Origin of the sequence: Pseudomonas sp. Marseille-P9899, assembly GCF_903166565.1 — a bacterium.
Lineage (GTDB): Bacteria > Pseudomonadota > Gammaproteobacteria > Pseudomonadales > Pseudomonadaceae > Aquipseudomonas > Aquipseudomonas huaxiensis.
In genome coordinates this window covers 494,524-509,001 of record NZ_CAESCG010000003.1, presented here as the reverse complement: position 1 = coordinate 509,001, position 14,478 = coordinate 494,524, and the positions used below count along the sequence as shown (strand labels likewise).

Sequence of the window (14,478 nt, the reverse complement as noted above, 5' to 3'; positions counted from 1 at the left end):
CACCTTCTGACCTTATTTCAGGAGGGAGCAATGGATTCGGGGAAAAGGCGCAGCCAGCGCGATTACACGCAGGCTTTTAAATTGTCAGTGGTCGACCAGGTCGAAAAGGGCGAGTTGAGTTATAAAGAGGCTCAACGGCGCTATGGTATCCAGGGCCGGTCTACGGTGTTGGTGTGGCTACGCAAACATGGTCGGCAGGATTGGAGCCAGGGCGCGTCTATTCGAGTGCCGAGGAACAGGTCCATGACCGAGCCAACGCTACCGCTCACACCCGAGCAGCGGATCAAAGAGCTTGAAGAACAGCTTGCACTGAGTAATCAAAAGGCTCAGTTCTTTGAAGCTGTCGTGAATGTTCTGAAGAACGACTACGGTGTATCCGTCGTAAAAAAGCGACCCGGCAAGTCCTCGCGCAAGGGCAAGTCAAAGACCTGAGTATTAGCAGGGCTTGCCTGTTCATGGGTATTTCACGCCAGGCTTACTACAAGCGCAATCGAGCTTTTGATGCCAAGGCTAGCACCGCTCAAAAGGTCGTGGATTTCGTTCTGGAAAAGCGCCGGCGTCAGCCAAGGCTGGGAACACGCAAGCTGCACTATTTGCTGCATGCCGAAGCAGAAACGGCATTGCAGGTGGGGCGGGATCGGCTGGTTCACATCCTGCGAGAAGCGCGAGAACTGGGCCCTCGCCGGCGGGCCTACCACAAGACAACTCACAGCCATCATCGATTTCGCCGTCATCCCAACCTACTCAAGGCAGGCCCGCAGCAGATCGTCGCCAGTGGTCCTGAGCAAGTTTGGGTAGCGGACATAACCTATCTGCCGACCCAAGAAAGCGTTGCTTATCTGAGCCTAATCACTGACGCCTACTCGCGAAAAATAGTGGGGCATCATGTGCATGAGAGCTTGCATACAGAGTCGGTGCTCAAAGCACTGAAGAAGGCTGCAGGGGGAAGGAAAACCAAGCAATCCCTGGTTCATCACTCAGACCGAGGGGTGCAATATTGCTCCGAGCTTTATCAGCGTTTTCACGTCAAGCATGGGGTCACTTGCTCGATGACCGATGGCTATGACTGCTATCAGAACGCTATGGCGGAGCGAATAAACGGAATTTTGAAGACGGAATTTTTGCTGCATCGCCCCAAGAACTTGGCCGACGCGGTAAAAATGGTTGATGAATCGGTACTGATCTACAACGCGGAGCGGCCACATCTGGCCTTGAAATACAAAACGCCCGATGCGGTGCATCGGGCGTTTTGAGACTGAAACAGGTGTAAACCTATTTCAGGACTGGACAGCGCTCAGAACTCAGGACAGCTCCGCCACCCGCGCCGGTTGAAGTGATGCGCCATGAGGATGAAGCCCAGCAGGATCCCGCCCAGCACCAACGACGATCCCACCGTGCCGAAATCCAGCCCGCCTTTTTCGTGAGGTTTGGTCAGGAAGTCGCCCAAGGTCGCCCCGAACGGCCGGGTCAGGACGAAGGCAACCCAGAACAGCACCACGCCCGAGATTCGCGTCCAGTACCGCGCCAGCACCACAAGGCCGATCGCCGCCCCCACCACCAGCGCACCACCGGCGAACCCCAGGCCCGAATCGTCGGCCAGGTAATCGCCCAGGGCCGTGCCCAGCGTGTTGGAAAACAGGATCGCCACCCAATAGAACAGCTCCGTGCGGCGGGTGCTGATGTTGTTGACGTTGATCGGGGCGCCACTCAGGCGCCACAGCGCGAAGGTCAACACCAGGATGCCGATCAGGATCGCCGAGCCGGTGGCATAGCCAAGGCCCAGGGTGCGGTCCATGAAGTCCGACATGGTGGTGCCGGCCGTACTGGTGGAGAGGATCACCAGCCAGTACAGCACCGGGTGATAACGCCTGGAAAACAACTGCGTCACCAGCGTGACCAGGAACAGGCTGATCAGGATCACCGAGCTCAGCGCATAACCCACGTTGAGCGTCATGGACAGCAGGTCGCCCGCTGTCTCTCCAAGCGTGGTGGCGCAGATCTTCATGATCCAGAACGCCAGGGTGATTTGGGGGAGTTTATTCATCGGCTCGAAGCTCCAGAGGGCAAGTGCGGCAGAGACTGCGCAAGCGGCGATGAAAAAGAGGTCAGCGCGAAATGAAAAAAGCGTTTGGCCCGAGAAAATCCCGTTAATCCGGCAATAACCTTGGGCGCGCATGCTTTGTGAGACGGGCAGCGCTGTGCCCCGCAAGCACGCAGTCCAGAGCAATTCGAGCAGTTGAAACAGACTGATCGCGCCCATACACATCGATTAAATCGATTTCTATAGCCGATTTTTTGCGCTTTTTAATCGAATTAATCGGCGTAGCATCAAACCCATAGAAACAAACAACCCCTCACTACCCCGGAGCAACGACCATGAAAAGCAAACTGATCCTGACCCTGGCCTTCTCGATCCTGACCGCCAACGCTTTCGCCGCCGATGGTTTCGACCGCACCAACGCCCACAACTTCGGCTATGCACCAGCCCACTCGGCGGCTGTAGCGGCTGACGGTTTCGACCGCACCCCTGCCGGCAAAGTCGCCGCTGACGGTTTCGACCGCACCCCTGCCGGCAAAGTCGCCGCTGACGGTTTCGACCGCACTCCAGCCGGCAAAGTCGCCGCTGACGGTTTCGACCGTACCCCGGCTGGCCGCATCAGCTAACACCGATGCAACGCCTTCACAGCCCGGCTTCGGCCGGGCTTAATCGTTTTCAGGGAACGCGGCACTTGGCACACTAGGCGTCCGTGCACTCGCCACAAGGCCTGATCGATGTACTACTACGAACCCGCAAAAGGCCACGGCCTGCCCCACGATCCGTTCAACGCCATCGTCGGCCCACGCCCCATCGGCTGGATTTCCACCCAGGATGCCCAAGGCCGCCTGAACCTCGCGCCCTACAGCTTCTTCAACGCTTTCAACTACATTCCGCCGATCATCGGTTTCTGCAGCGTCGGGCGCAAAGACAGCCTGAACAACATCGAGCAGACCGGCGAATTCGCCTGGAACCTGGCCACCCGCCCGCTCGCCGAGGCGATGAACCAGAGCTGCGCGGCCGTCGCGCCGGAAGTCGATGAGTTTGCCCTGAGCCAGCTCACGCCCGCCGCCTCACGGGTGATCGCTGTGCCGCGGGTGCAGGAAAGCCCGGTGTCGTTCGAATGCAAGGTCAGCCAGATCGTGCAATTGCAGCGCGCTGACCACGAGTTGGTGCCGAGCTGGCTGATTCTCGGTGAAGTGGTGGCCGTGCATATCGCCGAACACCTGCTGAAAGACGGCATCTACGACACCGCCGCCGCCGAGCCTATTTTGCGTGGCGGCGGTCCGGCGGATTATTTCGAGCTGGGCAACCTGTTCCAGATGAGGCGCCCACAGGTCTGAGCCTTGCGCTTACCAGACCAGTTCGGCGTCCGCGTTGACGCTGCTGAGCCGCTCAAGCTCGGCGGACGCCGCATCGTCGGCGTCCGCGGCGGTCTTGAAGGTCTGCTCTGCCAGCACCTTGTGGAAACGCGGCGCGCCGGTGGCGCCCAGGCCTTTCACCGCGATGGCGGCGCTGTAGCCGCCTTCGCCGGGAACCACCGCCGATACTGCTTCGAAACCTACGAATACTCTGCGAGCCATGTTGCTCGATCCCCATCAGTGACGAAAAAAGGCGCTCATTCTAACCTGCGCCGGGCTCGCTGAATGTGTGCAGATCGAGGCTGTCCAGCACCCGCGCCTGCACCAGCTCGCCAAACACCTGCAGGCTGGGCGAATTGAAGTAACCGCTCATCGCCGCCTGGTCACGCCAGTGGCTGCTGAGCAGCCACAAGTCGGCATCGCAGGTGGACCGTTGCAGGGTGAACGCCAGGCAACCCGGGGTACGCCGGCTGGGTTCGAGCAATTGCTGAAGACGTTCGCCCAGTTCTGCGGAACGGCCCGCGCTGGCGCGCACGAAGGAAAGGTGGCTGACCGGTTGAGATGACGTCATGTGCGGTGCTCCTGAAGACGGCCAGAGGGAAACTGCCAGGCTGCCAACAGTACGGGCCGCCGCGCGAGCACGTTAGGCGAAAGCTGTCGGACGATTGCCTGATCCTGCATGCCTCACTGAGTTCATTGCGGCGAACCAGCACCCACGGCGGTTTCGCCGAGAGGGCATCAGGCAATGGCAATCGCTTCAATTTGGTGACGGCACCAAGGTGACAGCAGGATCGTGCAAGAACACGACAGCATCCGGCTAGCGTGCGCACTTGCACAAACCTATGCTGCGAGGATCCGCCGAGGAAGCCTCTCCATGTCATCCCCCGAACTGCTCGACTCCGCCCTCGAATCCCAGCGCCAGGCGCTGGCCGATCTCGTCCGCCGCCACGCCTCGCCCGAGTGTTCGGCCATCAACGGCCTGTACCTGGTGCGGCATGAAGAAAACATCCGCTCGATGCCGACCCTCGCCCAGCCGGCGCTGTGCATCCTCGCGCAGGGCAGCAAGGCGGTGCACTTGGGCGACGAACGCTATGTGTACGATCCGCTGCATTACATGGTGGTGTCGGTGGCGATGCCGATCAGTGGCGTTTACCTCGATGCCAGCCCGGAAAAACCGAGCCTGGGCATTCGCCTGGACATCGACCCGGCAGAAATCAACAAGCTGATTGCCGAGGGTGGCCCGATGGGCGTACCGGCCGCGTCGGCGCGCGGGCTGTTTGTGGAACGGCTCGACGTGCCGCTGCTGGACGCCCTGCGGCGGCTGATCCGCCTGCTGGAAACACCGAAGGACATCGCGGTGCTCGCGCCGCTGATCCGGCGCGAGATCCTCTACCGCCTGCTGCGTGGGCAACAAGGCCACCGGCTGTACGAAATCGCCATGTCCAACAGCCAGACCCACCGCGTCTGCCAGGCGATCCAGTGGCTCAACGACCACTACAACAAACCGCTGCGCATCGACGACCTGGCCAGGGAAGTGAACCTCAGCGCCTCGGCCCTGCACCACCGGTTCAAGGCGGTGACCTCGATGAGCCCGTTGCAGTACCAGAAGCAGTTGCGCTTGCAGGAAGCCCGTCGGTTGATGCTCAACGACGGGCTGGAGGCGGCGGTGGCGGGCTATCGGGTGGGGTATGAAAGCCCGTCGCAGTTCAGCCGCGAATACAGCCGGGCCTACGGCGCACCGCCGCTGCGCGATATGGCGCGGCTGCGCAGCGCGCTGTAAGGCGCCGTCAGCAACCTCAGGCCAGGACGGTCTCGGTCCACTGCCACTGATCGATTTCGATCAGCGTCGGGCCTTTGCGCTCGCGGGCCTTGAGCAGGGCCTGACGCAGGGGCTCGATATCGCTCACCGCCTCGGTCGCGCAGCCAAAGCCCTTGGCGATGGTGATGAAGTCCGGGGTGTGGATGTCCACGCCCACCGGCTCGATGTCGCGGTTGACCATGTAGCGCTTGATCTCTTCGTAGCCCTGGTTGTTCCACAGCAGGACGATCAGCGGCACCTGGGCTTCCACGGCACTGGCCAGTTCCGGCAGGGTGAACTGGATGCCGCCGTCACCGATCAGGCACACCGCGGGCAGGCGCGCCTGCGGATCTTCGGCGCTGCCCAGCCAGGCGCCCATCGCCGCCGGCAAGGCGTAACCGAGGGTGCCGTAGCCGGTGGAAGCGTTGAACCAGCGGCGCGGCTGGTCCAGGTCCAGGGTCAGGTTGCCGGTGTAGACCGGCTGGGTCGAATCGCCCACCAGCACCGCATCCGGCAGCGCACTGAGGATGGTGCGCAGGAACAGGGTTTGCGCCTGCGCCGCCGCATCCCACTGGCCGGCCAGGGTTTCCCGCAGGCGGGCAGCACGGGCCGGGCCCCACTCGGCAGCGCGCACCGGCGCCGGCTGTTCGGCCAGGGCCAGCAGCAACGCATCGCTGGCTTCGCGGGAGTCGGCGACCAGGGCGAGTTTCGGCGGATAGTTGCGCACGGTCTGGTCCGGGTCGATATCGATGCGCAGCAAGGTGCCGGGGATCTCGAAGCCGCCCTTGAACGTCACGTCGTAGTCGGTCTCGCCCAGCTCGGTGCCGATGGCCAGTACCACGTCAGCCTCGCGCACCAGTTCGCGGGTCGCCACCAGCGATTGGGTCGAGCCGATCAGCAGCGGGTGGCTCGACGGCAGCATGCCCTTGGCGTTGATGGTCAGCGCGGTCGGCGCCTGCAGGTATTCGGCAAGGCGGGTCAGCGAGGCGCTGGCGTCGATGGCGCCGCCCCCGGCGAGGATCAGCGGACGCCGCGCGGCTGCCAGCAACCCGGCCATCTTCGCCACGGTCGAAGGTGCCGCACCGGCGCGGGCAACCCGCACCGGCTCGCTGGCCAGAAGGTGATCAGCGTCTTCGACAATCACATCCAGTGGAATCTCGATATGCACCGGCCGCGGACGCGCGCCCTCGAACACGGCGAAGGCACGGGCCAGCACCGCCGGCAGGTCATCGGCGCTCATCAGGGTGTGGGAGAAGGCGGCGACACCGGCCACCAGATTGCTCTGCGCCGGCAGTTCGTGCAGCTTGCCGCGACCACCGCCGAGGGCGTTGCGCGACTGCACGCTGGAAATCACCAGCATCGGGATCGAGTCGGCGTAGGCCTGGCCCATGGCGGTGGTGATGTTGGTCATGCCGGGGCCGGTGATGATGAAGCACACGCCCGGCTTGCCGCGGGTACGCGAATAGCCGTCGGCCATGAAGCCGGCGCCTTGCTCGTGGCGCGGGGTGATATGACGAATGGTCGATGCGGCCAGACCGCGATACAGCTCCACGGTGTGCACGCCGGGAATGCCGAAGACATGGTCCACGCCGTAGTTTTCGAGGAGTTTTACCAGCACTTCGCCGCAAGTCGCCATGTTCGTTCGCCTGTTGTTGGTTTTCGGAGCAGGCGTTAATTGGACCGCCGGGCGGCTACCGGCACAATGCAAAGTTCCTCATACTAGCCATGCGCCCAGATCATGGCTCCTGACCAATGAAACGACTTCCGCCTCTCCCCGCCCTGCACACCTTCCTGGTCACTGCCCAGTGTTGCAACTTCACCCATGCGGCCCAGCAATTGCACCTGACCCAGGGTGCGGTCAGCCGGCAGATTGCCGGGCTGGAAGAACAACTCGGCTACCCGCTGTTCGTGCGCCAGGCCCGTGGCCTGAGCCTGACCCGCGAGGGCCAGGAATGGCTGCCTCGGGTGCAGCAGGTGTTCGCGCTGATCGAGGACGGCGTGCAGCAGATTGGCGCAGCCGGCACGACCTTGCAGCTCAAGGCGCCCACCTGCGTGATGCGCTGGCTGCTGCCGCGGCTGATGGAATGGCAGGCGCTGCGCCCGGACGTCCCAGTGGAGCTGACCACCACCCTCCAGCACGGCGGGGATTTTCGCCGTGAAGGCTTCGATGCTGCGGTGGTCTATGGCGCCGAGCCAGAGACCGCGATGCCGCTGCTGAAGCTGTTCGATGAACAATTGACGCCGGTGTGTTCGCCACAGTTGCTCGCGGGAAAACTTCCGCTGCGGGAGGTGGCAGACCTGGAAAAACACATGCTGCTGCACCCGGCGCGGGACGAGCGCGATTGGCAGACCTGGCTGGAAGCGGCGGGATCGAGCCTGTCGGCACAGGGCAAGCGCCAGCATTTCGAAACGCTGGACATGGCCATGGCGATGGCGGTGCAGGGAACCGGGGTGGCGATCGGCGATTGGTCGTTGATCGGCGAAGATCTGGCGGGCGGGCGGTTGGTGGCGCCGTTCGGGCTGCGGGTGGCGACGGGGAAAGCGTATTACCTGGTGCGGCCGGAGAAAGGGGCGCCGCCGGGGTTGCTGGCGTTGTTTGAGTGGCTGGTGGAGCAGGCGAATAGCCGGTGACTTCAAGGGCCTCATCGTCGGCAAACCGACGATGAGGCCTGAAGATCAATACCCGACAGTAAACCGCTGGCGCGAGTGTGCTGGTTTCTCGACTTCATCCAGCAACGCGATGGCGAAGTCGGCAAAGGTGATCCAGCTCTTGCCGTCCGCGCCGATCAGCAGGTGATCCTTGCCCAGGCGGAAGGTGCCGGTGCGCTCGCCTTCAACGAATTCCGCCGATGGCGAAAGGAAGGTCCAGTCCAGCTCCTTCTCCTGCTTCAGCGCATCGAGGTACACCGCGCCGGCACTGGCTTCGGCCTTGTAGGCTTCCGGGAAGTCCGGGCTGTCGATAACCCGCGAGTCGTCAGGCAGCAGCAGGCTACCGGCTCCACCGACCACCAGTACGCGTTTCACGCCGGCCTTTTTCGCGGGCGCCAGCAACGTCTCGGCGGGGATACCGGTAAAGTGCGCGGCGCTCAGCACCACGTCATGACCGGCCAGCGCCTTTTCCAGCGCCGCAGCATCCTTGATGTCCAGCGCCACCGGGGTTACCCCGGCACGGCCCTGCAACTTCGCCGGATCACGGGCGATGGCGGTAACGCTGTGACCACGGCGCAGGGCCTCTTCCAGCAGTTGGCTGCCAGCACGGCCGGTCGCGCCGATGATTGCGATCTTGCTCATGAAACACCTCCGATCAGAATTGAATGACTTACCACTGCATTTCGCCCTTGGCGACCTTGGCTCCCAGCTCCAGAGAGCTTTCCTCGGCCAGGCCCGGGTAACGTTGCTTCATCGCCGCCGTCAGAGCGGCGGCATTGGCGGTGCGGGCGCTTTCTTCATCGAAGGCGCGAATGTATCCCGCAGTAAAGCGCACCGCGTCCAGCGAACCGCTGTTTTTGCCCAGGAAATGGCCCGGCACCACGGTGACCGGGTGCAGGTTTTCGATACGCTGCAAGCCCGTCAGCCAGTCGGCGTGGGATTGCGGAGTCTGGGTATCGGCCATCCACACGTGCAGGTTTTCCGCCACGAGGATGCCGCCCACCACCGCCTTGATCGACGGAATCCACACGAAGCTGCGATCCGGTTGAGGGCCTTCGAGGCCGATCACTTGCAGCGCCTGGCCTTCCAGCAGCAGGCGATCACCGTCCAGCACCTGCGGCACGATCAGCCGCTGCGGTTTGTCGCTGCCCATTTGCGGGCCCCAGTAGGCGAGCTTGGCGTCCATGGTCTTCTTGATGTGCTCGACGGTCGGCGCGCTGGCGACCACGCGGGCGTCAGGGAAGGCGCTGACCAGGGTGTCGAGGCCGAAGTAATAGTCCGGGTCGCCGTGGCTGATGTAGATGGTGGTGAGGTGCTTGCCGCTGGCGCGCAGCTTGTCCACCACCTGCTCGGCCTGGGCCTTGCCGAATTGGGCGTCTACGAGAATGGCGTCGTGCTTGCCGGCAACGATCACCGAACTGACCGGGAACAACGCATTGGTCCCCGGGTTGTAGACCGTCAATTCCAACGGCGCGCCCGCTGCGTTGGCGCGGGCGATCCAGAGCAGTGCAAACAGGGCCAGCAACAGGCGGCGTGGCGAGAAGAGGCGAAGCATCGGGCAATTCCAGTGAGGGGCAATGGCTCACAGCTTAGTTGCGCGATTCGTCGCAAAAAATGCGATGCTTGGACATAGTTTGTTTCAAGAATCGGGCAAATCATGGACCGTCTTACCGCAATGCGGGTCTTCGTCACCGTCGTCGACCTGGGCAGCCAATCGGCCGCCGCCGACCATCTGGACATGTCGCGCCCAGTGATTTCGCGCTATCTGGCGGACCTGGAGAACTGGGTCGGCGCGCGCCTGATGCAGCGCACCACGCGCAAGCTGAGCCTGACCGCCGCCGGCAATGAAATACTCCCGCGCTGCCGGCAGATGCTCGACCTTGCCGGCGACCTGCAAGCGGCCGTCAGCACCCCGGACGAAGCGCCGCGCGGCGAGCTGCGGATCAGCGTCAGTACCTCGTTCGGCCAGGCGCAACTGGTGGACGCGGTGGCCGAGTACGTCAAACGCTACCCGCTGGTAAAGATCGAACTGCAGATGCTCGACCGCACCGTCAACCTGGTGGATGAGCGCATCGACCTGGCGATCCGCACCAGCAACGATATCGACCCGAACCTGATCGCCCGGCGCCTGAGCGTCTGTAATTCGGTGATCTGCGCCTCGCCCGAGTACCTGCGGCGCCACCCTGTGCCAACGCGGGTGGAGGAGCTGAGCAACCACAACTGCCTGACCCACTCCTATTTCGGCCGCAGCCTCTGGCACTTCGAGGTGGCCGGCGAGAACGTCGCGGTGCCGGTGCACGGAAACATCAGCGCCAACGAGGCGCTGACCCTGCAACAGGCGACCCTCGCCGGCGCCGGCATCGCCATGCTGCCAACTTACCTTTCAGCCGGAAAACTGCGTAACGGCGAACTGATCCGGCTGTTGCCCGACGCCAGACCCATGCCGCTGAACCTCTACGCCGTGTACACCTCGCGCAAGCACATGCCGGCGACGCTGCGCAGCATGCTGGACTTCCTCGCCGAGCGTTTCACCGACATCCCGGAATGGGACCAGGCGCTGGCCTGAGCAACTTGCGCGGTGCTGGACTATCCTTCGTAACAACATGCGAGTAACAGCATGCGTTGGTCGCCGGAGGTCAGCATCATGGGTGTCAAAACCGCAAAATGCGCCATCGTCCTGGGTATCGTCGCCGTCATGGGGCTTTACGCAACCGCTGCCTACCGGGTCGAACAGACCCGTAACCAGCCGTGGTCCGCCGCCAGTTGCGGCCTCGCCCACTGCGTGCCGCACACCGCCACCCTCAGTGCGCTGAGGTAAGCCCGGTCTCATTGGGTTCGCGCTGGCGAAAGGCGCGGGGCGACAAGCCCGTCAGACGGCGGAAGAACCGCGAGAAATACGCCGGATCGGCGAATCCCAGGCTGTCCGCCAGCTGATTGATACTCAGGGTGGTGTAGATCAGCTCGCGCTTGGCCTCCAGCAACAGCCGCTGGTGAATGATCTGCAGCGCCGACTGCCCGGCCAGTTCGCGGCAGAGGGTGTTCAGCGACGTCACCGAAACCCCCACCTGATGCGCCAGGTCCTCCACTGCCGGATGCTGGCGAAAGCTGTGTTCCACCAATTGATTGAAGCGCCGCAACTGCTCGCGGCCGCGCTCGGGCACCTGCGCGCCAGCCTGGCGTTGCAAGTGCCGGCGGCTGATCCACACCACCAGCAGGTTGATGATCGAACGCAGTTGCAGGTCGCGACCCGGTTGGTCGCTCTGGTATTCGGCCTGCAAAGTGCTGAACAGGCTGTAGAGATAGTCGGCATCGGCGCCGGCCAGCCAGGTGCCGGCCTGGGTCAAGGGGGCCGGAGCGCTGCCCAATTGCTGGTGTAGCAAGACCACCAGCGGCGCAGCGAGGGTCACCACGTAGCCGTCGACATCCTCGGAAAAACGAAAACCATGCACGCACAGCGGCGGCACCACTTGCAGCGCCGGCTCGCGCAAGGTGCGCGCCTGGCCTTCCAGTTCCACCTCGGCGGTGCCCCGGTAGAGGAACAGCAACTGGCACAGGTCGGCGTGCCGGTGCGGCTCGATTTCCCAATGGTGCAGGCGGCTGCGGGCCGGGATCGACTCGCTGTGGAGCAGATCGGGCGTCGGCCAGTCGAGGGACTCGCCGTAGAGCTTGAACACCGGAATCGCTGCTTTTGCCACCATCGTCCGCCCCTTGGGTGAATGCCCGATAATCGCCCGTATTGGCGAAAAGTACAGTTTTGCTGTGCCTTTATCCCTTCTTCCGCCGCAATTACAGGCGAAAAATACAGGCGCTCACCACTATAAGATGCCTTCGGCGTTCAGCTGAAGCTGCCTGGGACAATAACAATGAAAACTCAAGTCGCAATCATCGGTGCCGGTCCGTCCGGTCTCCTGCTCGGCCAATTGCTGCACAACGCCGGGATTTCCAACGTCATCGTCGAACGCCAGAGCCCTGACTACGTGCTCGGCCGCATCCGCGCCGGCGTGCTGGAACAAGGCATGGTCGACCTGCTGCGCGAGGCCGGTGTCGGCGAGCGCATGGACGCCGAAGGCCTGCCCCACGACGGTTTCGAACTGGCCTTCGACGGTCGCCGCGAACACATCGACCTCAAGGGCCTGACCGGCGGCCAGGGCGTGATGATCTACGGCCAGACCGAAGTCACCCGCGACCTGATGGCCGCCCGCCAAGCCTGCGGCGCCGTCACCGTCTACGAGGCGACAAACGTGCAGCCTCATGAGCCGAAGTCCGAGCAACCCTGGCTGACCTACGAAAAAGACGGCCAGGTGCACCGCCTGGACTGCGACTACATCGCCGGTTGCGACGGCTACCACGGCGTTGCCCGGCAATCGATCCCGGCCGATGCGCTGAAGGTGTTCGAGCGGGTCTACCCGTTCGGCTGGCTGGGCATCCTCGCCGACACCCCGCCGGTCAACGACGAACTGGTCTACGCCCGCCACGAACGCGGCTTCGCCCTGTGCAGCATGCGTTCGCCGACCCGCCCCCGCTATTACGTTCAAGTGGGTGCCGAAGAGAAAGTCGAGGACTGGTCCGACGAGCGCTTCTGGGACGACCTCAAGCCCCGCCTGCCCGCCGACCTCGCCGAACGCCTGGTGACCGGGCCGTCGATCGAAAAAAGCATCGCGCCGCTGCGCAGCTTCGTGGTCGAACCGATGCAGTACGGACGGATGTTCCTCGTCGGCGACGCCGCGCACATCGTCCCGCCAACCGGCGCCAAGGGCCTGAACCTGGCCGCGAGTGACGTCAGCACCTTGTTCAACATCCTGCGCCGGGTCTACGCCGAAGGCCGCACCGACTTGCTGGAGCAATACTCGTCCATCTGCCTGCGGCGGATCTGGAAGGCCGAACGCTTCTCGTGGTGGATGACCTCGATCCTGCACCGCTTCCCTGACAGCGACCCGTTCAGCCAGCGCATCCAGCAGACTGAACTGGATTACTTCGTCAGCTCCGAGGCGGGGCGCAAGACCCTGGCGGAAAACTACGTCGGGCTGCCTTACGAGGCCATTGCAGACGCTTAGCAAGCTATCGGATAGACTCGGACATACTTTATTTGCCCCCAAGGGCCTCATCGCTGCGGTTCGGCGCCCCGACACGCTAGCGATGAGGCCCTGAAGACTCCAATAAGTAACGAGCCTGCCGTGACCCAACTGAGCACACCCCAGCCCGCCATCAAGACCGTCCTCGTCGCGCTGATGCTGGCCATCTTCCTCGGCGCCCTGGACCAGACCATCATCGCCGTGTCGATGCCGGCGATCTCCGCGCAGTTCAACGATGTCGGCCTGCTGGCCTGGGTGATTTCCGGCTACATGGTGGCGATGACCGTGGCCACGCCGATCTACGGCAAGCTCGGCGATTTGTATGGGCGGCGGCGGATGATCCTGTCCGGCACGGCCATCTTCACCCTCGCCTCGGTGTTCTGCGCCGCAGCGCAAAACATGGAACAACTGGTGCTGGCGCGGGTGCTGCAAGGCATCGGCGCTGGCGGCATGGTTTCGGTGAGCCAGGCGATCCTCGGCGATCTGGTGCCGCCTCGGGAACGCGGGCGCTATCAGGGCTACTTCAGCAGCATGTACGCGGCGGCGAGTGTGGCCGGGCCGGTGCTCGGCGGCCTGCTGACCGAGTACCTGTCGTGGCGCTGGGTGTTCTGGCTGAACCTGCCGCTGGGCCTGACCGCCTGGTGGGTGACCCGCAACAGCCTGCGCGGGCTGGCGACGCCGCAGCGCCAGGCCAAGGTCGATTATCCCGGCGCCTTGCTGTTGATCCTCGGCCTCACCGGCCTGCTGCTGGCCATCACCCTGATCGGCCAGGGCCACCCGTGGCATAGCCAGGCGGTGCTGGCGCTATTGGCGGCCGCGCTGTTCGGCCTGACGCTGTTCGTGCTCTATGAGCGCCGCGCGCCGGAACCGCTACTGCCGCTGAAGCTGTTTGGCAACCGGGTCGCGGTGCTGTGCTGGTGCACCATCTTCTTCACCAGCTTCCAGGCCATTTCCCTGACCATGCTGATGCCGCTGCGCTACCAGAGCATCACCGGCGCCGGTGCCGACAGCGCTGCGCTGCACCTGCTGCCGCTGGCCATGGGCCTGCCGATCGGGGCTTACTGCGCCGGTCGCCTGACCAACATGACCGGCCGCTTCAAGCCACAGATTCTCTTCGGCAGCGTGCTGATGCCGCTGTCGATTGTCGGCATGGCGCTGAGCCCACCCTCCTCCGGCCTGCTCAGCGGGCTGTTCATGCTGCTCACCGGCATCGCTTCCGGCACTCAGTTCCCGACCTCGCTGGTAGCGACCCAAAGTGCGGTGCAACAGCAGGACATCGGCGTCGCCACCAGCACCACCAACCTGTTCCGCTCGCTCGGCGGCGCAGTGGGCGTGGCCCTGATGTCGGCGTTGTTGCTGGCAATGTTGCAGGACGGCGGCTACGCCCTTGCGGGCGAAGCGCTACTGGGCAGCCTGCGTACCGGCGAGGCGAGCCTGGCGGTGCAGGCCGAGCTGTCGGTGACATTCCGCAACCTGTTGCTGGGCAGCGCGGCGATTTCTCTGTTCGGCCTGGCGGCGGCGCTGGCCTTGCCCAATCGTGAGCTGCGCGGTCACTGACCGACG

Annotated in this window: 16 protein-coding genes; 9 read left to right on the top strand and 7 right to left on the bottom strand. The window is 63.6% G+C overall.

Annotation, left to right across the window (positions count from 1 at the left end):
• Positions 1 to 30: 30 nt before the first annotated feature.
• Positions 31 to 1,253, top strand: a protein-coding gene (locus HWV67_RS18135) for an IS3 family transposase (RefSeq protein ID WP_175652223.1) whose coding sequence is annotated in 2 segments (ribosomal slippage) — positions 31 to 382 and positions 382 to 1,253 — 1,224 coding nt in all. Because the reading frame shifts where the segments join, the coding sequence is not laid out codon by codon here.
• A 41-nt stretch (positions 1,254 to 1,294) separates the two neighbouring features.
• On the opposite strand, the gene HWV67_RS18130 is transcribed toward HWV67_RS18135, so the two are convergent.
• A complete protein-coding gene (locus tag HWV67_RS18130; protein WP_175652222.1) occupies positions 1,295 to 2,044 on the bottom strand; it encodes a COG4705 family protein in 750 nt (249 codons plus the stop codon).
• A 332-nt stretch (positions 2,045 to 2,376) separates the two neighbouring features.
• Here HWV67_RS18130 and HWV67_RS18125 point away from each other — a divergent pair, with 332 nt between their 5' ends.
• Both HWV67_RS18125 and HWV67_RS18120 read left to right on the top strand, forming a co-directional pair.
• Positions 2,377 to 2,664, top strand: coding sequence for a hypothetical protein (locus tag HWV67_RS18125; protein WP_175652221.1), 288 nt, complete (start codon positions 2,377 to 2,379; stop codon positions 2,662 to 2,664).
• A gap of 108 nt (positions 2,665 to 2,772) precedes the next feature.
• Complete coding sequence (locus tag HWV67_RS18120; protein WP_175652220.1) at positions 2,773 to 3,378, top strand: flavin reductase family protein; 606 nt, start codon at positions 2,773 to 2,775, stop codon at positions 3,376 to 3,378.
• 9 nt (positions 3,379 to 3,387) lie between these two features.
• Here HWV67_RS18120 and HWV67_RS18115 read toward each other — a convergent pair whose 3' ends face one another.
• Positions 3,388 to 3,618, bottom strand: coding sequence for a hypothetical protein (locus HWV67_RS18115; protein ID WP_175652219.1), 231 nt, complete (start codon positions 3,616 to 3,618; stop codon positions 3,388 to 3,390).
• A gap of 40 nt (positions 3,619 to 3,658) precedes the next feature.
• Positions 3,659 to 3,967, bottom strand: coding sequence for a putative quinol monooxygenase (locus HWV67_RS18110; RefSeq protein ID WP_095154794.1), 309 nt, complete (start codon positions 3,965 to 3,967; stop codon positions 3,659 to 3,661).
• 303 nt (positions 3,968 to 4,270) lie between these two features.
• On the opposite strand from HWV67_RS18110, the gene HWV67_RS18105 reads away from it, so the two are divergent.
• Positions 4,271 to 5,176 (top strand): AraC family transcriptional regulator, encoded by a 906-nt coding sequence (locus tag HWV67_RS18105; protein ID WP_175652218.1) that lies wholly within the window; start codon positions 4,271 to 4,273, stop codon positions 5,174 to 5,176.
• Positions 5,177 to 5,192: 16 nt separating this feature from the next.
• Here the strand turns inward: HWV67_RS18105 and HWV67_RS18100 are convergent, their stop codons facing one another.
• On the bottom strand, positions 5,193 to 6,830 hold the full coding sequence (locus tag HWV67_RS18100; RefSeq protein WP_175652217.1) for a 5-guanidino-2-oxopentanoate decarboxylase: 1,638 nt from the start codon (positions 6,828 to 6,830) through the stop codon (positions 5,193 to 5,195).
• Between the two features lie 116 nt (positions 6,831 to 6,946).
• Between HWV67_RS18100 and HWV67_RS18095 the strand changes: the two genes are divergently transcribed.
• Positions 6,947 to 7,825: a LysR substrate-binding domain-containing protein gene (locus tag HWV67_RS18095; RefSeq protein ID WP_175652216.1), complete on the top strand. Its 879-nt coding sequence runs from the start codon at positions 6,947 to 6,949 to the stop codon at positions 7,823 to 7,825.
• Between the two features lie 45 nt (positions 7,826 to 7,870).
• Here HWV67_RS18095 and HWV67_RS18090 read toward each other — a convergent pair whose 3' ends face one another.
• Both HWV67_RS18090 and HWV67_RS18085 read right to left on the bottom strand, forming a co-directional pair.
• Positions 7,871 to 8,485 (bottom strand): NAD(P)-dependent oxidoreductase, encoded by a 615-nt coding sequence (locus HWV67_RS18090; protein ID WP_110971762.1) that lies wholly within the window; start codon positions 8,483 to 8,485, stop codon positions 7,871 to 7,873.
• Between the two features lie 28 nt (positions 8,486 to 8,513).
• Complete coding sequence (locus HWV67_RS18085; RefSeq protein ID WP_175652215.1) at positions 8,514 to 9,398, bottom strand: MBL fold metallo-hydrolase; 885 nt, start codon at positions 9,396 to 9,398, stop codon at positions 8,514 to 8,516.
• 102 nt (positions 9,399 to 9,500) lie between these two features.
• Here HWV67_RS18085 and HWV67_RS18080 point away from each other — a divergent pair, with 102 nt between their 5' ends.
• A complete protein-coding gene (locus HWV67_RS18080) occupies positions 9,501 to 10,409 on the top strand; it encodes a LysR family transcriptional regulator (RefSeq protein WP_110971760.1) in 909 nt (302 codons plus the stop codon).
• Between the two features lie 78 nt (positions 10,410 to 10,487).
• Entirely contained in the window at positions 10,488 to 10,661 is a 174-nt protein-coding gene (locus HWV67_RS18075; protein ID WP_175652214.1) for a hypothetical protein, read from the top strand.
• On the opposite strand, the gene HWV67_RS18070 is transcribed toward HWV67_RS18075, so the two are convergent.
• Positions 10,645 to 11,541 carry a helix-turn-helix domain-containing protein gene (locus HWV67_RS18070; protein WP_175652213.1) on the bottom strand — a complete coding sequence of 299 codons (897 nt, stop codon included), beginning with the start codon at positions 11,539 to 11,541 and terminating at the stop codon, positions 10,645 to 10,647. The two genes, HWV67_RS18075 and HWV67_RS18070, sit on opposite strands and share 17 nt — an antisense overlap.
• Before the next feature lie 165 nt (positions 11,542 to 11,706).
• Between HWV67_RS18070 and pobA the strand changes: the two genes are divergently transcribed.
• Together pobA and HWV67_RS18060 are read left to right on the top strand one after the other, a co-directional pair.
• Entirely contained in the window at positions 11,707 to 12,897 is a 1,191-nt protein-coding gene (gene pobA, locus HWV67_RS18065) for a 4-hydroxybenzoate 3-monooxygenase (protein ID WP_175652212.1), read from the top strand.
• A gap of 174 nt (positions 12,898 to 13,071) precedes the next feature.
• On the top strand, positions 13,072 to 14,472 hold the full coding sequence (locus HWV67_RS18060; RefSeq protein WP_175652476.1) for an MDR family MFS transporter: 1,401 nt from the start codon (positions 13,072 to 13,074) through the stop codon (positions 14,470 to 14,472).
• Positions 14,473 to 14,478: the final 6 nt, after the last annotated feature.